The following is a 13,683-nucleotide window of genomic DNA, read 5'->3' on the forward strand; positions in this document are numbered from 1 at the left end:
GCCGAGTGCTCGCGTTGCTCGAAAGGCATCGCTTCCTTCTCCTGGAAGTACTACCGTCGAGACATGTCTTCATCGCACTGGCGGTTGCGGACCCTCCTCGTCACCACCCTCTGTCTGCTTTCCACTCCAGGGCTCGCGGCCCCACCCCGTGGATCCTTCGAGATGGCCTGGGTCACCCAAAATGGCAAGCGCTCCGCCATGCAGAAGCTGTTCCTGGAGAGCTTCAACAAGAGCGAGGGCTCCACGTTCAAGTATGTCTGGGTCCGGATGATCTGGACCTTCGCGGGAGAACAGCTCACCGTGCGGATGCAGTCTCTCACGTTGAAGGGCGCCTCGAACAAGGAGGCCCTGGGCTGCGACGTGGAGCTCAGCACCGAGGTGAGCTGGGAGAAGGACTCGCTCGTGATTCCGGGGAATGTCGCGGCCTCGGGCGGCGTGAACCACCTCACGCGCGAGGTGAAGAAGGGCTCCACGTCGACGGCGGACCCCACCTCGGTGAGACAGTCGTGCAACACATCCCTCGAGAAGGGCCGCTACGCCGTGACGGTCCGCGACGACGGGGTGGTCCTCCTCACGGACTCGAAGACCCAGGCTGTCGTGGAGCTGGAGCCGGCAGGCGACGTGGAGCCGAAGTTCTCCGAGCGCTTCAAGACCCTGGTGAAGTAGCGGCCCGCCTCAGGGCGCTCCGCGACGGACGAGAGGCAGCCGGGAAGGTGTCAAAGAACTCGTTCTGACACCTCGCCTCCTACAAGTCGTCTGACACCCTTCCTGGCTCGGAAAGGTGTCAAAGGACCCGTAGCGGCACACTGCCCCCTACGAATGGTCTGACACCTGGGGGGCGGGGGACTGACACCTCGGGGGGTGGCTTGCCAGAATCACGCATCGTCCCTCCCCCTGATGGCGCTACTTCTTGTGGGTGGTCCGGGTCTTCCCTCCGGCGAACGACAACCCCCGGGCCTCCAAGGCCTGGCGGAGCCGCTCCAGCGCCTTGGGTCCCACGCCGTGCAGCGCCAGGAGTTCGGCCTCACTGACCCGGGTGAACTGTTCGAGCCGCACGTACCCGGCCCCGGCCAGTGCCCGCTCCGCCGGCTTCCCCAATCCCGTGGGGAGGCCGGAGTCCTGTTGCTCGCTCTGTCGGTCTTTCATGGTGCTCCTCCTGCAGAGAGGCCCGTATCCCACCAGCGCGGAGGGTCGATGTCCGGCGGCTCGAGCGCGGGGAAGTAGAGGGGGATGTTCCAGCGCGCGTGGGCCATCCGGCCGAGCTCCTGAGCCACCGCGATCACCGGCTCGCCACTTCCGCGCATGGAGACCAGATGAACCTCCGTGAACCGCGGATGCGCGCGAGAGGCGCCGGGCAGGATGGCGCTGAGCACGAGAATCCAGCTCGTCGTGTCTCCATCCCAGAGCGCTTCCAGGACGAGGGGGGCTGATTCCAACTGGTCCAACCCCCGTAGCGCCTTCGCGCGCCAGGCCTCCGGAGTGGCCTGCCTCGCCTCCTCCTCGTCTCTTTCGCGCAGGACCGGATGGAGCCTCCTTCAGCGTCATCCGGCGCTCCCAGTGGAGCTCCTGAGCCTCGAAGAGAGAACAGCCCGCCTTCTCCCTGATCACCAGGAAGGCATGGAGGGTGCGGCCCTCGAGGATCAGCTCATCGATCGCCTGGAGTGCCTCGGCTGGGAGCGAGCTGGCGAGTCTGTCGGTCACACCCGGGAACGTACCTCGGGAGCCCGCCGCCGTGCTCCTACCTCCGGCGGCCGGGAAGGGTGTCAGAGGATTCGTAGGAAACGAGGTGCCGGGAACGAGTCCTTTGACACCTTCTCGGCTCAACGGCATGCGCAACAACTCCGGAGCCGGGCCAAAGTGAAGCCCGTGATGCGCTGGCGCACCCTCCTGGCCCCTCTGTTGGGCCTCCTCCTGCTCCTCCCGTTGGCCTGGGCCATCCATACGGCCATGCTGGGAGGATTGCAGCCGGCTCCCGAGGCCAAGCTCGTCCCCATGCTCTCGCCCGGAGAGCGCCAGAGCCTGATGACCTACGAGCGCCCCTGCTCGGGCCGCGAGGACTGCCAGCCACCGCTCGCCTGCTTCTTCAATGCGCGTTCCAAATGGAGGTACTGCACCGACAGCCGGTGCATGACGGATCAGCATTGCGCCGAGGACATGGTGTGCCGCACGGTGGAGGCGGTGAAGGGCGGGCCCCAACTCCGCCAATGCACGCTGGTGGGCGTGCGCAAGGAGGGCGAGCCCTGCTCGAACATGTCGTCTTCGCGTGAAACGGCATGCGAACGGGGCCTGCTGTGCCAGGACCGCCGGTGCGGCCGGCCGTGCCGGGTGGAAGAGCCCGGGAGTTGTCCGGAGGGCTTCTTCTGCCGCGAGGGCCTCGATGGGCCCTCCTGCCTGCCCACGTGTGAGGGCCGTGCGTGTCCCGAGGGCCAGGACTGCATCCAGCCCAACATCGAGGAGGGCGTGTCGGTGTGCGCGCAGGTGCATGGCCAGAACTGCCAGCGGACCCCCTGTCCTGGGGGTCAGAAGTGTTCCATGTGGAATACCTTCAGCCACCCGCACGAAGCCTGGGGGACGTGCCTCATCCGTTGTGGTGAGGAGCACACGTCTGACTGCCCCGAGGGATTCGTCTGCCAGATGCACTACTGCAGGAAGACCTGTGACCCGGCCGTCCCCAACGCCTGCGGCCCCTATTACAAGTGTCACCGCTACTCCGAGCAGTACGCTTGGACATGCGAGCCGGACATGTGAAGCCGCAGCTTGACTGGTGGGCTACTGAGCTTCAACCGGCCATCGCGCGTAACCACTTCCAATCCACATCCAGTTGGCGGATATCTTCTTCGAGACGCGCTTCCTCTTCTGGCGGGAGCAGTCCGGCGGCAGCACGAAGGCTGGTATACGCAACCCCCCTGAGTTCAGCGGCCGCGCTTTCATCCAGCGCGACGCGCGCGAGCACTCTGAACGACTGCTCATCAGGGTGACCCCATCGCTCGACCATCGAACCGATGGAGCGGGCGGCGATGATCTGCACCTCCAGATCCTTCTCCTGTCCCTCCAGCATCGCCCGGAGCATGGGGAGCGTACGCAGGTGTCCCCAATGAAGGCACAGGGCCCAGACGGCCTCATACCGCAGCTCGGAATCCAGGCTCTTCATCAACTCCAGCCCAGCCTCCACGACCTCATCAGAGGGTGGGGTCTCCTTGTCCAGCTTGAGCTCACGGAGGGCTTCAAGGACCTCCTCTTTGTCATAGGAGGTCAGGTGTCGTACTCGTTCTCTATCGTCCACGTGGCCCTCCTCCAGAAAGAGCTGTCTACGCTTCGCAGCCCGGCTCTCACCGGCACCACGCAAGACTCGCCTCCGGCTGGTGGCCTCCTTTGCCGGGCGGGGTTTGAACCCGCAGGGTCCCTTCGTGAGGTTTCCGCTCCTACATCGCTTCCTCCTCACGCAGGCTTCTCCTGGCACACACGAGTCCTTTGACACCTCCGCGTCGGGGCGACGCTCAAGCTGCCGCTGTGGCCCCCTTCGTGTACGGAAGGTAGAGTTCATTATTGTGGGTCGGCTGGATCGCCCAGAGAAATCTGTTCCCGCCACCGACGCCGATGAGACGCATGAGGTCGCGCTCAGCCCCTGGCTCGTACGTGTGCGTGCCCTCCTTGGACGGTTCGAACTGGCGGTTGAACCACGGCAGCGATCCGTAAATGTCCGCGAACCATCGCAGCAGGTCGGCCTCAATGTACTGGTATAGGTTCACGTTATTCCGACGTGCCACCTGGGCGATTCGAATTTCGATTCCAAGCCTGGGCACGCTCTGAACGAGGGGGACGATCCAGTTCGTGTGGTTGTAGAGCCGTTCATAGGCGTTTCCTTCACCCACGTAGATGACGGGCGAGAAGTCAAGAGGGTACGAAGCGGCGACTTGGCCAACGAGACGAATGACGTACACACATTGATCGGGACGACGGAGCTCTGGCCAGTTGTCCCGGATGATGTCTCGCATGATCGACTGCGCGTGTTTCTCACTCAGGCCCGAAAACCCGAAGTCGATGATGACCGGTTCTGGGCATGTGATTTCGCTCTGTTTGATAAGTGCCGGCATGCGGGCTCCAGAAAGAACTCGGCAGCACTTGCCCGAGGCGGTCAGATTACATCACTAAGCCAAGCGAAGTAATTCCCTTCAGGGGAGGACCTAGCCCGGATCGATCACGTGTAGAGGGAGCACCGCGTAGCGGCCGACTGATAAGTGGAGAGTTCTCAAGGCTTTCCATCTACCGGTAGGAGCTACGCGGTGAAAACAGAGTGTACCCCGAAGCAGCTGGAGTTCGATGCCGTTGGCCGCCGAAAACTGGTGGCCGCGTTCGACGCGGAGCACATCTCCTCCGATGGGGGCTTGGTGCTGCTGCATCGGCTCGACCAGCGCTTCGGGCTGATGCGCAAGTTCGCGGCCTGTTTTCGTGACCTTCGCGACCCGGACCTCATCCACCACTCGGTGGAGGAGCTGGTGCGCCAGCGCGTCTTCGGCATCGCCTGCGGCTACGAGGACCTGGTGGACCACGCGGCGCTGCGTCATGACCCGCTGCTGGCAGCGGTGGTGGGCAAGGCGGACCCGGCGCGGCAGCTGGCCAGCCCCAGCACGCTCAACCGGCTGGAGTTGACGCCGGCGGATGCGACGGCGCAGGCGCGCTACCGCAAAGTGGTTTACGACGCGCAAGCCATTGAGCACTTCTTCGTCGACGCCTTCCTCGACGCGCACCGCCGTCCGCTGCGTGAGGTGGTGCTGGACCTGGACGCCACCGACGACCCCATCCACGGCACGCAGGAAGGCCGCTTCTTCCACGGCTACTACGGCAATTACTGCTACCTGCCGCTCTACATCTTCGCCGGAGACTTCCTGCTGTGCGCGAAGCTGCGGACCTCCGGCATCGACGCGTCGGAGGGCGCACTGGAGGAGGTGGAGCGCATTGTGGCCCGCATTCGCGCGCGCTGGCCCGCCACACGCATCGTGCTGCGTGCGGACTCTGGCTTCGCGAGAGATGGCCTCATGACGTGGTGCGAAGACAACGGCGTCGACTTCGTCTTCGGCCTGGCCCGCAACAAGCGGCTGGAGGAGATGATTGCGGCGGACTCGCAGCTGGTGCGCAAGGTGTCGCTGGAGGAACGCGATGGAGCACCGACACGTGCCTACCGCGAGCTGCGCTACCGGACTCAGGACTCCTGGACTCGGGAGCGCCGCGTGGTGGCCAAGGCGGAGTGGCTGGGCGACAAGCACAACCCGCGCTTCGTCGTGACGTCCTTGTCCGACAAGGAGCACCCCGCGCGCTCGCTCTACGAGGAGCTCTACTGCGCGCGCGGCGACATGGAGAACCGGATAAAAGAGCAGCAGCTGGACCTCTTCGCCGACCGCACCAGCGCCCACACCCTACGCGCCAACCAACTGCGCCTGTGGTTTGCCTCCGTGGCCTATGTGCTGCTCAACCTGCTGCGGCACTTCGGCCTGAAGGGCACGGAACTCGAGCGCGCGCAGGCGGGCACCCTCCGGCTCAAGCTGCTGAAGGTCGCTGCCATTGTCCGCGTGAGCGTCCGCCGCGTCGTCCTGTCCCTGAGCGCTGCCGCCCCGGTGCGAGACCTCTTCGCGCGCATCGCCGAGCAACTGCTCTCCGTCCCCGCGCCCTCCTGACGTCCGCAGCTCTTTGACAACCTCGCGCGGGTCCGACTCCGGCTGGAGAGGGCGGAGCTTTGCCCGTTACCGGAGCCAGAACCGACGCGAGGCCAGGCTCGCGGCCACCAGCAGGCTACGCCGCGACACCAGCCCTATGTCCGTGCCCGGTGTGACAAATCCGGGCTAGCGCCAGGGCCCGATTTCTCGGCCTCAGCGGGGCATCTGCCCCCAGTGTGCCCCTCCAGCGGGGTTAGAGGTGGCACACGGGGGAAGCGCGTGGGATGGGGCGGGATGACGAACCCGAGCGAAATCAAGGCGATAGCGGGTACAGCGCGTCCTGCCTGGGGTTTTCTATCGCCTTGTCTGCGGATTCGACTCCCGCCCCCGCCGCCCCCATTCCTGGAAGACCAGCAATCTTAAAGGGTTGCTGGGCTTTTCTTCATTCATGTGCCCCCAGTGTGCCCTTCTGGCGTCTCTAGCCCAAAGCGGCGAGCTGCTGGGGGATGCGCCGATTACTGATTTTGCTCATCCTCAAGGGAGGAGACAGCGTAGAGCAATAGCAAACCCCAGAAAGGCGCTCCAATAGCATCACGGCTTGGGCCAAAGTTTGCAAACCCATTCGAGCAACACATGCGACCGCGTCACTATGCTTTTCGCAGTCCACTTACCATCTGCTGCAAGCCCCTTGTTGATCAGAAGTTCCGACTTTGCATACTCAGTTCGCTTCTTGTCTATGGAACTATTCGACGCCGAGCTATTGATCGGCTTACTCAAAACCGTAAGATTTCCAATATTCCAAAGCAAGGGGCGAAGCTCATCTGCATTCGGCCAAGCATTCTTGCTCGGATTTTGAGGGAATATGTGCTCAAGCGTCAAATCGCCAAGAGCAATCTCCTTTGTCTTGGTCTGCATCTGCAGGGCAATCCGAGACACAATATAATGGGCCTCATTGCGGCTCAGTCCAACATTGTGAGCACGCGCGAGAACTTCTTCATCACTCGGGTAGATCTCAGCCAACTTATCCTGAGCAGCATTCAGGGCCTTCTCGACAGACTTGCCGCTGTTTGAATCCGAAAGTAACCGAGCCGCCGCAAACATCGCTGTTTCAAGGCGCGCGGAGTCCTTATCCGCAATCGCAGAGTACCGCACAACAAGACCCACAGCGGTTTCGCAGAGTGAACGCAGTTGCTTTTTCGATAGACACCGAACGCCAGCAAGAACAAGCGGCTCCGCTGGTGCTCCCAAACGCGAAATCAACGCCTCAACCAACTCCTTGGCTTCACCAAGTTTCGACTCATCAAATTCAAGTATCGCGCGATAACTACCTGCCTCAGCGGCACATCGATCAGCGAAATCAACAGGACCGCCTTTGAACTCCTTCTTGCTGAATCGCTCCTTGAACTCAGTAAAGAGTTTGCGACTCTTGACATCCCCATGCATCGACAGCCAATAGTGGCGAATGAACCGGGCTGGGTCACGACGCTTACCCAAGCCTTCCAGCATCTCAGACCAACTATCGCGGATTGAGTCGCGCTCGCCAGCATCACCTGCTGAACGCATCAGAAAATTAAGCATCAGATCGGGAACCGACAAACGCAGGCCACGATCATTGAGCGTCTCAAAGATCTGATAGGCGGCATCTTCAGATTCTACTGAAATAGCAACAACCGTTAGCGCGTTCGCAAGCGTCTGGTAGGCACCCTGCAATTTTTCTAGAGACTCCTCCGCAGAAAACCCCTCCAACTTCTTCGTAAACTCAGCCTTTAGGTAGTTCTTTGCCTTCAAAATCAAGTCGTGTGATTTGCACTCCGCGACGGCGGACTCAGAAGGCGGGTCATCTTGAATGACCTTGCGGAAGAACGGCTTGTCAGTCTCTGAAAGATCAAGCGAGTAATGCTTCTTCTTGTTTTTCTCGATAACATCGCGCTGGACATCACGCGCAAAATCCCCCCCATCCGATCCAAGAGCACGCGCCAAGTCACGAATGACCGAAAACATGATTGTAGCCGTAGCTACACGTTGCTGCCCATCAAGGAGATTGATCTCAGTTTTGCCCTCAATGATTACGACTGGTCCGAGGAAATAGCGCTCCGCAGGCTTTCTCTTATCGTGGAAGTCCCAAAAGTCGGACCAAAAGGCGGCCACATGAGTTTTCTCCCAAGAGAACGGCCTCTGGTAGGCAGGGACCACAACCGTCTTTTCCTCATGCTTACCGAGCAAATCTCCGAAATTTCGAGGCTTCGAATTGAATGCTTCCACAAGTCCCTCCGATTGGAGCACGGCCCGATATCGAGAGTAACTCTCACTTGTGGGATCTGACAATCCGAGGCTTCAAATATGGGCCCGGTGCACCCACGAGAGGATGGTCCGTCATGCACGAGGATGATCTGGTGGCGTTGCTTCGGGAGCAACGGCTCGGTACGGAGCGGCCGGTGGTCCGCTCGGGCGTGGAGAGGCTGTGGAAGACCGGGCGCGATGCCGCGGGGCTGACGCTCTCCGTCGTCGGTGGCCGCCTGCGCGGCAAGGGTGAGGGCTCGGCGCCGCCGATGTGCGTGCCGTCTCTGTGCTCCAAAATAGTGCGCACCCCACCGGGTGCCGTCAGCTACGCCCTGGTGTAGTTCTTCATGAGCAGGAGCGCTCCCTCAGGTCCGGCGACCGCGCGAATCGTCGCGAGCACGGCGTAGGTGAACGCCGCCACCCTACTGCGGACGTGGTATTGCCGGGGTGGGCCATGGAGACCTGTCTGGTCATCCGCCGCACCGCCGTGCTAGGAACCCGGGCTCGGAGGACGCCATGAAGAAGGAAGACAGTTCCCGGAGCGGAAACTCGGTGGGGCCGTATCACGTTCTCAAACGCTACCGCGGCCTCGGCGGTGGGCTGGGGCGCCTGTACGAGGCGCGCAACAACGAGACGGGCAACCCCGCCCTCGTGCTCATGCCCGGCCCCAAAGGAGATCTGCGCGCGGAAGAGAACTGGCAGGTGCGCGCCACCGCCAACGTCTCACCGCCCTATCTCGCGCTGGAGGTGGAGCACGCTCCCGTGAACGGGCAACCGCGGCAACTGTTGTGGATGATCGAGCGGTGGGCCGCGGCCCTCGTGCGCATCGACAACTGGCCGGAGGCGCGAGCCCACCTGACGGGCGGCGCGAAGGAGCCTCATCCGCGTCCGGCGGGCCGGCTCGGTTCGCCCGGTGGTGCCCTGGGGCTGGCTTCGCTGCTCGCGCTCGCGGTGGTCCTCTGGCCACGGGCTACCGAGCCCCCGCAGGCGGTGCACCCCCAGGAAATGCACTCCATGGAGGAGAGCCCGGTCTTCACCCGTTCGAGCAATGAACCCACAGCGGGGATTCAGGGCTTCCCCATGCCCAGCAAGCCCTTCGAGGGACAGAAAAAGCCTCCGTGCGATGTAGTGAGTGCCGAAGTGGAGATCCACGGTGGGTGCTGGATGGAAATCGCCAGGCGTCCGCCCTGTTCCAAAGGCGCGGCCGAGTACCAGGGCAAGTGTTACGTCGCCGTGGGCGCCGTGATTCGTCCCCCCACCTCCATCGGCCCCTGACGCGTCAGGCCGACTGCTCCACCTGGGAGTCGCGCACGCCCAGCTCTCGCGGCAGGCGCACGGTGAAGGTGGAGCCCTTGCCCTCCTCGCTCTCCACCGTGAGCGTTCCGCCGTGCAGCTCCACCAGCCGGTGCGCGCTCGCCAGTCCCACCCCGCTGCCGGAAATCACCGGGGCCACGTTCCGGCCCCGGCGGAAGCGCTCGAAAATGTGCGGCAGATCCTCCGCCGGAATCCCCATCCCCTGGTCCTGCACCCGCAGCCGCACCCAGCCCTCGGGCCCCGGTGTCTCCTCGCTCAGCCACACGTCGATGGAGCCACCCCTCGGGCTGTACTTCACCGCGTTGCCCAGCAGGTTGTCCAACACCCGCTCCAGGCTCGCCTCGTCCCACTTGCCCTGGAAGTCCTCGCCCTCCACGTGCAGGTGCACCGGGTGCGTCGCCCCCAACGGCCCCAGCTCGCGCACCTTCGCGCGCACCAGCGCGAACAGGTCCACCGGCTCGCGCTTCAGCGGCTTCTCCCCTCCCCTCGTCACCTCCAGGAAGTGGTCGATGAGCTCGCCCATGCGCTGGGCTCCCCGCAGAATCTGCTCCAGCCGCGTCTTCACCCCGGCCGTCTGCGCCTCCGCTGGCAACTGGCGGCGCAGGAGCTGCGTACTCAGCAGGATGCTCTGCAGCGGCCCCTTGAGGTCATGCGTGGCGATGGCGAAGAACTCGTCACGCACCGCGAGGGCCTCGCGCGCCGCCCGCTCGGCGCTCTCCGCCTGGCGGCGGCGATCCTCCAGCTCGTGCGTCATGCGCACCGTCTCCACCGCGTTGTGGAGGCTGTGGCGCAGGCGCTCCGGCGAGAAGCTGTCCTTGAGGAGGTAGTCGTGGGCCCCGGCCTTCATCGCCGCCACCGCCACGGACTCGCTGCCGCTGCCGGTGTACACCACCACCGCCGGCATGCGCTCCTTGCACCGCTCGCGCACCTCACGCAACAGCGTCACCCCGTCCATGCCCGGCAGGTGGAAGTCCAGCACCAGCGCGTCGGGGATCGGGGGACGCCCCAGACGCGCCAGGGCCTCCTCGGCGGAGCTGGCCAGCTCCACCTCCCACTGCGTCTCCGTGTCCTTCTCGAGCGCACGCCGCAGCGCCCGCTGATCCGCGAGGCTGTCGTCGACGAGGAGCACACGCAAGCTCATCCCGAGGGCTCCTCCACTCCGGGGAGCAGCGCGGCGCTGAACCAGAAGCACTCCAAGGCGCGCGCGGCCTCGTGGAGCTCGGTGGCTCCGCTCGGTTTGAAGAGATAGCTGTTGGCGCCTCCGGCGTAGGCCGTGCTCACGTCCCGCGCCTCGTTGGAGTTGGAGAAGATGATGACGGGCAGCGAGCGCAGCGCCGGGTCGGCCTTGAGCTGGGCGAGCACCTCCTGACCTCCAATGCCCGGCAGGTTCAGGTCCAGCAACACCAGCACCGGACGGGGCGCTCCCACGTACGCCCCCCGCTGGAAGAGGTAGTCGAGCGCCGACTCCCCATCCCGCACCCGCACCACGGGCGCGGACAGCGGCAGCTTGCGGGCCACGCGCAACAGCGCCTCCGCGTCCGAGTCCGTGTCCTCCACGAGCAGCAGGGGCCGTTGCATCAGCGGGGCCTCTCTCCCAGCGTGAAGAAGAAGGTGGAGCCCTGGCCGGGCGCGGACTCCACCCACAGCTCGCCGCCGTGCAGCCGGACGAGCCTGCGTGCGATGGCCAGCCCGGCTCCACTGCCGCCTCCATAGGCATGGGCGGGGTGCAGCCGGCGGAACATCTCGAAGATGTCCTCGTGGAAACGCCCGGCGATGCCGATGCCGTTGTCCTTCACATAGAAGACGTACGCATCCGGCCGCCGCCGTGCCGGGTGGGACAGGGGCTCGCCCGGGCCGTGGAAGCCCAGCTCCACCCAGCGCGGCCCGCTCGACGGGTGGTACTTGGCGGCATTGGTGAGGAGGTTGGCCCAGACTTGCTGGATGCGGACCCCGTCACACTCCACCCGGGGCAGCCGCCGGGGGACTCGCACCTCCAGCTGGTTCTCCTGGAGCCGGGCGGACACGGTGAGCAGGACCTCGTCCACCAGCTCCTGCATGTCCACGCTGCCCCAGGCCAGCTCCACCCGCCCCGCGCGGCTGTATTCGAAGAGGGCATCCATCTGCCCCTGGGTGCGTCCGGCCAGCCAGCGCACCTCCTCGAGCTGCTTGCGCCCCTCCTCGCCGAGCTCCTCGCCGTGGTCCTCGAGGAGGAAGCCCACGTACTGCTGGATGCCGCGCAGCGGCTCCTTGAGGTCATGCGCCACGGTGCCGCTGAAGGCATCCAGCTCCGCGTTGGAGCGGGCGAGGGCGGCGGCATGGCGCAGCAGCACGCCCACCAGCGCCGAGCGGAAGCCCATGGCGGCGGCCACATCCACCGGCGTCCAGGGAGTCCCCGCCCCGCGCACCGTCTCCTTCCAGGCGTCGAAGGAGGCCCGGGGGTGGAGGCGGCTGGCACCGGGCCCGGGCACCACCGGCTTCCGGGGATTGCCCGCCCAGGTGACGGTGCGCGCCACCTCCGGGCGGAACCAGAGGATGAAGCGGGGTGAGGCCTCGTCCAGGCGCACCGCGAGCAGCCCGCTGGCCACGTCCGTGTACTCGGCGGCCGGTGGGTGGAGCTGGCCGAGCCGCTCCGTCTGGAAGGTGCCCTCGAAGTGCTGCCCGTCGAGCCAGGTGGCCAGCTCGTCCACGTCGTGGGCGGAGGGCGTGTGGCCCACGAGCACGGGAGTCTGGCCGAGCAACAGGGCCACCCCGCCCGCGCCGGTGAGCCCGAGGAGGAGCTCCGCCTGGGCGGCGAGGGCCACGGGCAGCGTCGCGGCCTGCTCGGAGAGCCGCTCCACCAGTTGCGTCTGGAGGTGGGCGCGGCGGGCGAGCTCGGAGGACACGCTGGCGCGCTCCTCGGAGGCGAGCTGCAGCGACACCAGCCGGGCCAGCACGTCACAGGCGCGGCGCGTGGCGGCCGGGACGACGAGGGGCGTGCGGTGGTGGCAGGCGATGAGGCCCCACAGGCGCCCCTCGCGCACCAGCGAGATGGACATGGAGGCGCCCACCCCCATGTTGGCGAGGTACTCCAGGTGCACCGGAGACACGCTGCGCAGGGCCGCGCCGGACAGGTCCAGCGGGCGCTCCAGCGAGGGCAGGACGGCGGGCCTCAGCGGCACGGGCGCGGCGCGCGCGTCGGCGATGAGCCGCAACGTGTGGCGCGTGTAGAGGGCACGGGCCTGGGCGGGGATGTCGCTCGCGGGGAAGTGCATGCCCTGGAAGCTGTCCATGGCCTCGTCGCGGCTCTCCGCCACCACCTCGCCGTGCCAGTCCGCGTCGAAGCGGTACACCATCACCCGGTCGAAGCTGGTGAGCGCACGCACCGCCTCCGCCGCCGCCTGGAGCAGCCCCAGCGGCCCGTGGGCGCGGGCCAGCGGCGAGAGGAGCAGGTCCACCATGCCCAGCGCTTCCTCCTCGCGGGTGCCCTCCCCGGTGGGCTCCAACTCCAGCACCACCAGCCCGTCACTCCGGTGCGGGACGCCGGTGAAGAAGCGGCCCGCGGCCTCCAGGCGCAAGGCGCCGGTGGCGGGCTGGGACAGGGCCCGGGTGAGCAGGACGAGCGAGGAGGAGTGGAGGACTTCCCCCAGCGGCCGGTCCAGGAGCGCCTCCGGTGGGCGCCCCAGCAGGGCCTCGGAGTTGGCGCTCACCACCCTCAGGGTGAGGTCCGGCTCCGAGAAGGCCAGCAGCACCCCATGCGGCTGGATGCCCCCCAACAGGTGGATGGGCTCGCGCTCACACTGCGAGAGGTCCGCGTCAGAGACAGGAGGGCGCATCGGCATGGACCTCGCGGAGCCAGGCCTCGAAGGCCTCGAAAGTGTCCTGGGCCCCCCGCACCACCCGGGGAGCGGCTGCCGGCTCCGGACAGGCCCGCAGCAGGGCCTCGCCGAAGGCCTTCCACATGGGCCCCACGGACTCGCCATAGGCCCGGAAGAAGGCGAAGCCCCCCGCCCGGGCACCCTCGAAGTGGCGCGTGAGGTGACGCAGGATGAGCTGTCCCCCGAGCGTCGCCCCCTCCAGGACGTACAGGGCCCCGAGCGCCTCGGGCACTTCGGACAGCCCGGGCAGGCCCGGGTGCACCGGCAGGCGGGCCAGCGAGGCGCCATCATGGCCGAGTGCCCGGAGATCCTCCTCCAGCAGCGGCACCTTCCACCGCTCGGCGAGACGCAGCTCGGGGAAGCGGCCCTCCAGGCAGGCCGCGAGGGCGCCTTCCAGCGGAGCGTAGAGGCCGTAGAGCGCTTCCAGGTGACGCTGGTAGCCCGACAGGGTCAGGTCCGGGGACATCAGGCGCACCACGCGCTCGGCGCGCTCGTGGTGGGGGCGGGTCTCCACCTTCAACGTCTGCAACAGGGTACGAGGCTCTGGGGAGAACAAGGCTTGTTCGAGCATGTCCATTAGCCGG

The 13,683-nt window shown here is 65.8% G+C and carries 14 protein-coding genes; 5 read left to right on the forward strand and 9 right to left on the reverse strand.

Annotated elements, in window-relative coordinates; translation table 11 throughout:
• Positions 1-162 precede the first annotated feature (162 nt).
• Complete coding sequence (locus ACN28I_RS22815) at positions 163-666, forward strand: hypothetical protein (RefSeq protein WP_420944066.1); 504 nt, start codon at positions 163-165, stop codon at positions 664-666.
• Between the two features lie 237 nt (positions 667-903).
• Here the strand turns inward: ACN28I_RS22815 and ACN28I_RS22820 are convergent, their stop codons facing one another.
• Both ACN28I_RS22820 and ACN28I_RS22825 read right to left on the reverse strand, forming a co-directional pair.
• Positions 904-1,146: a DNA-binding protein gene (locus ACN28I_RS22820; RefSeq protein WP_420944067.1), complete on the reverse strand. Its 243-nt coding sequence runs from the start codon at positions 1,144-1,146 to the stop codon at positions 904-906.
• Complete coding sequence (locus ACN28I_RS22825; RefSeq protein WP_420944068.1) at positions 1,143-1,436, reverse strand: hypothetical protein; 294 nt, start codon at positions 1,434-1,436, stop codon at positions 1,143-1,145. The genes ACN28I_RS22820 and ACN28I_RS22825 overlap by 4 nt, the downstream gene beginning before the upstream one ends.
• Positions 1,437-1,869: 433 nt before the next feature.
• Between ACN28I_RS22825 and ACN28I_RS22830 the strand changes: the two genes are divergently transcribed.
• Positions 1,870-2,748 (forward strand): hypothetical protein, encoded by an 879-nt coding sequence (locus ACN28I_RS22830; RefSeq protein ID WP_420944069.1) that lies wholly within the window; start codon positions 1,870-1,872, stop codon positions 2,746-2,748.
• 31 nt (positions 2,749-2,779) lie between these two features.
• Here ACN28I_RS22830 and ACN28I_RS22835 read toward each other — a convergent pair whose 3' ends face one another.
• Both ACN28I_RS22835 and ACN28I_RS22840 read right to left on the reverse strand, forming a co-directional pair.
• Entirely contained in the window at positions 2,780-3,283 is a 504-nt protein-coding gene (locus tag ACN28I_RS22835) for a HEAT repeat domain-containing protein (RefSeq protein WP_420944070.1), read from the reverse strand.
• Positions 3,284-3,497: 214 nt separating this feature from the next.
• Positions 3,498-4,094, reverse strand: coding sequence for a hypothetical protein (locus tag ACN28I_RS22840; protein WP_420944071.1), 597 nt, complete (start codon positions 4,092-4,094; stop codon positions 3,498-3,500).
• A gap of 189 nt (positions 4,095-4,283) precedes the next feature.
• Here ACN28I_RS22840 and ACN28I_RS22845 point away from each other — a divergent pair, with 189 nt between their 5' ends.
• A complete protein-coding gene (locus tag ACN28I_RS22845; RefSeq protein WP_420940962.1) occupies positions 4,284-5,672 on the forward strand; it encodes an IS1380 family transposase in 1,389 nt (462 codons plus the stop codon).
• A gap of 570 nt (positions 5,673-6,242) precedes the next feature.
• Here the strand turns inward: ACN28I_RS22845 and ACN28I_RS22850 are convergent.
• The gene (locus ACN28I_RS22850) at positions 6,243-7,913 is read right to left on the reverse strand and encodes a DUF262 domain-containing protein (protein ID WP_420944072.1); all 1,671 of its coding nucleotides are present in this window, start codon (positions 7,911-7,913) and stop codon (positions 6,243-6,245) included.
• A gap of 113 nt (positions 7,914-8,026) precedes the next feature.
• On the opposite strand from ACN28I_RS22850, the gene ACN28I_RS22855 reads away from it, so the two are divergent.
• The gene (locus ACN28I_RS22855) at positions 8,027-8,272 is read left to right on the forward strand and encodes a hypothetical protein (protein ID WP_420944073.1); all 246 of its coding nucleotides are present in this window, start codon (positions 8,027-8,029) and stop codon (positions 8,270-8,272) included.
• 175 nt (positions 8,273-8,447) lie between these two features.
• Positions 8,448-9,206: a hypothetical protein gene (locus ACN28I_RS22860; RefSeq protein WP_420944074.1), complete on the forward strand. Its 759-nt coding sequence runs from the start codon at positions 8,448-8,450 to the stop codon at positions 9,204-9,206.
• Between the two features lie 4 nt (positions 9,207-9,210).
• Here ACN28I_RS22860 and ACN28I_RS22865 read toward each other — a convergent pair whose 3' ends face one another.
• The 4 genes from ACN28I_RS22865 to ACN28I_RS22880 are packed head-to-tail and all read right to left on the reverse strand — an operon-like array spanning position 9,211 to position 13,628.
• A complete protein-coding gene (locus ACN28I_RS22865; RefSeq protein ID WP_420944075.1) occupies positions 9,211-10,386 on the reverse strand; it encodes an ATP-binding protein in 1,176 nt (391 codons plus the stop codon).
• The gene (locus ACN28I_RS22870; RefSeq protein ID WP_420944076.1) at positions 10,383-10,823 is read right to left on the reverse strand and encodes a response regulator; all 441 of its coding nucleotides are present in this window, start codon (positions 10,821-10,823) and stop codon (positions 10,383-10,385) included. Before ACN28I_RS22870 ends, ACN28I_RS22865 begins: the two co-directional genes overlap by 4 nt.
• A complete protein-coding gene (locus tag ACN28I_RS22875; RefSeq protein WP_420944077.1) occupies positions 10,823-13,057 on the reverse strand; it encodes an ATP-binding protein in 2,235 nt (744 codons plus the stop codon). The genes ACN28I_RS22870 and ACN28I_RS22875 overlap by 1 nt, the downstream gene beginning before the upstream one ends.
• Positions 13,038-13,628: a biliverdin-producing heme oxygenase gene (locus ACN28I_RS22880; RefSeq protein WP_420944078.1), complete on the reverse strand. Its 591-nt coding sequence runs from the start codon at positions 13,626-13,628 to the stop codon at positions 13,038-13,040. The genes ACN28I_RS22875 and ACN28I_RS22880 overlap by 20 nt, the downstream gene beginning before the upstream one ends.
• Positions 13,629-13,683 lie beyond the last annotated feature (55 nt).

It is taken from the genome of Archangium gephyra, from assembly GCF_049060025.1.
Taxonomy (GTDB): domain Bacteria; phylum Myxococcota; class Myxococcia; order Myxococcales; family Myxococcaceae; genus Archangium; species Archangium gephyra_A.

Coding starts and splice junctions, on each gene's coding strand:
- ACN28I_RS22815 (WP_420944066.1), top strand. CDS start 163: ATGGCCTGGGTCACCCAAAATGGCAAGCGCTCCGCCATGCAGAAGCTG.
- ACN28I_RS22820 (WP_420944067.1), bottom strand. CDS start 1,146: ATGAAAGACCGACAGAGCGAGCAACAGGACTCCGGCCTCCCCACGGGA.
- ACN28I_RS22830 (WP_420944069.1), top strand. CDS start 1,870: ATGCGCTGGCGCACCCTCCTGGCCCCTCTGTTGGGCCTCCTCCTGCTC.
- ACN28I_RS22840 (WP_420944071.1), bottom strand. CDS start 4,094: ATGCCGGCACTTATCAAACAGAGCGAAATCACATGCCCAGAACCGGTC.
- ACN28I_RS22855 (WP_420944073.1), top strand. CDS start 8,027: ATGCACGAGGATGATCTGGTGGCGTTGCTTCGGGAGCAACGGCTCGGT.
- ACN28I_RS22860 (WP_420944074.1), top strand. CDS start 8,448: ATGAAGAAGGAAGACAGTTCCCGGAGCGGAAACTCGGTGGGGCCGTAT.
- ACN28I_RS22865 (WP_420944075.1), bottom strand. CDS start 10,386: ATGAGCTTGCGTGTGCTCCTCGTCGACGACAGCCTCGCGGATCAGCGG.
- ACN28I_RS22870 (WP_420944076.1), bottom strand. CDS start 10,823: ATGCAACGGCCCCTGCTGCTCGTGGAGGACACGGACTCGGACGCGGAG.
- ACN28I_RS22875 (WP_420944077.1), bottom strand. CDS start 13,057: ATGCGCCCTCCTGTCTCTGACGCGGACCTCTCGCAGTGTGAGCGCGAG.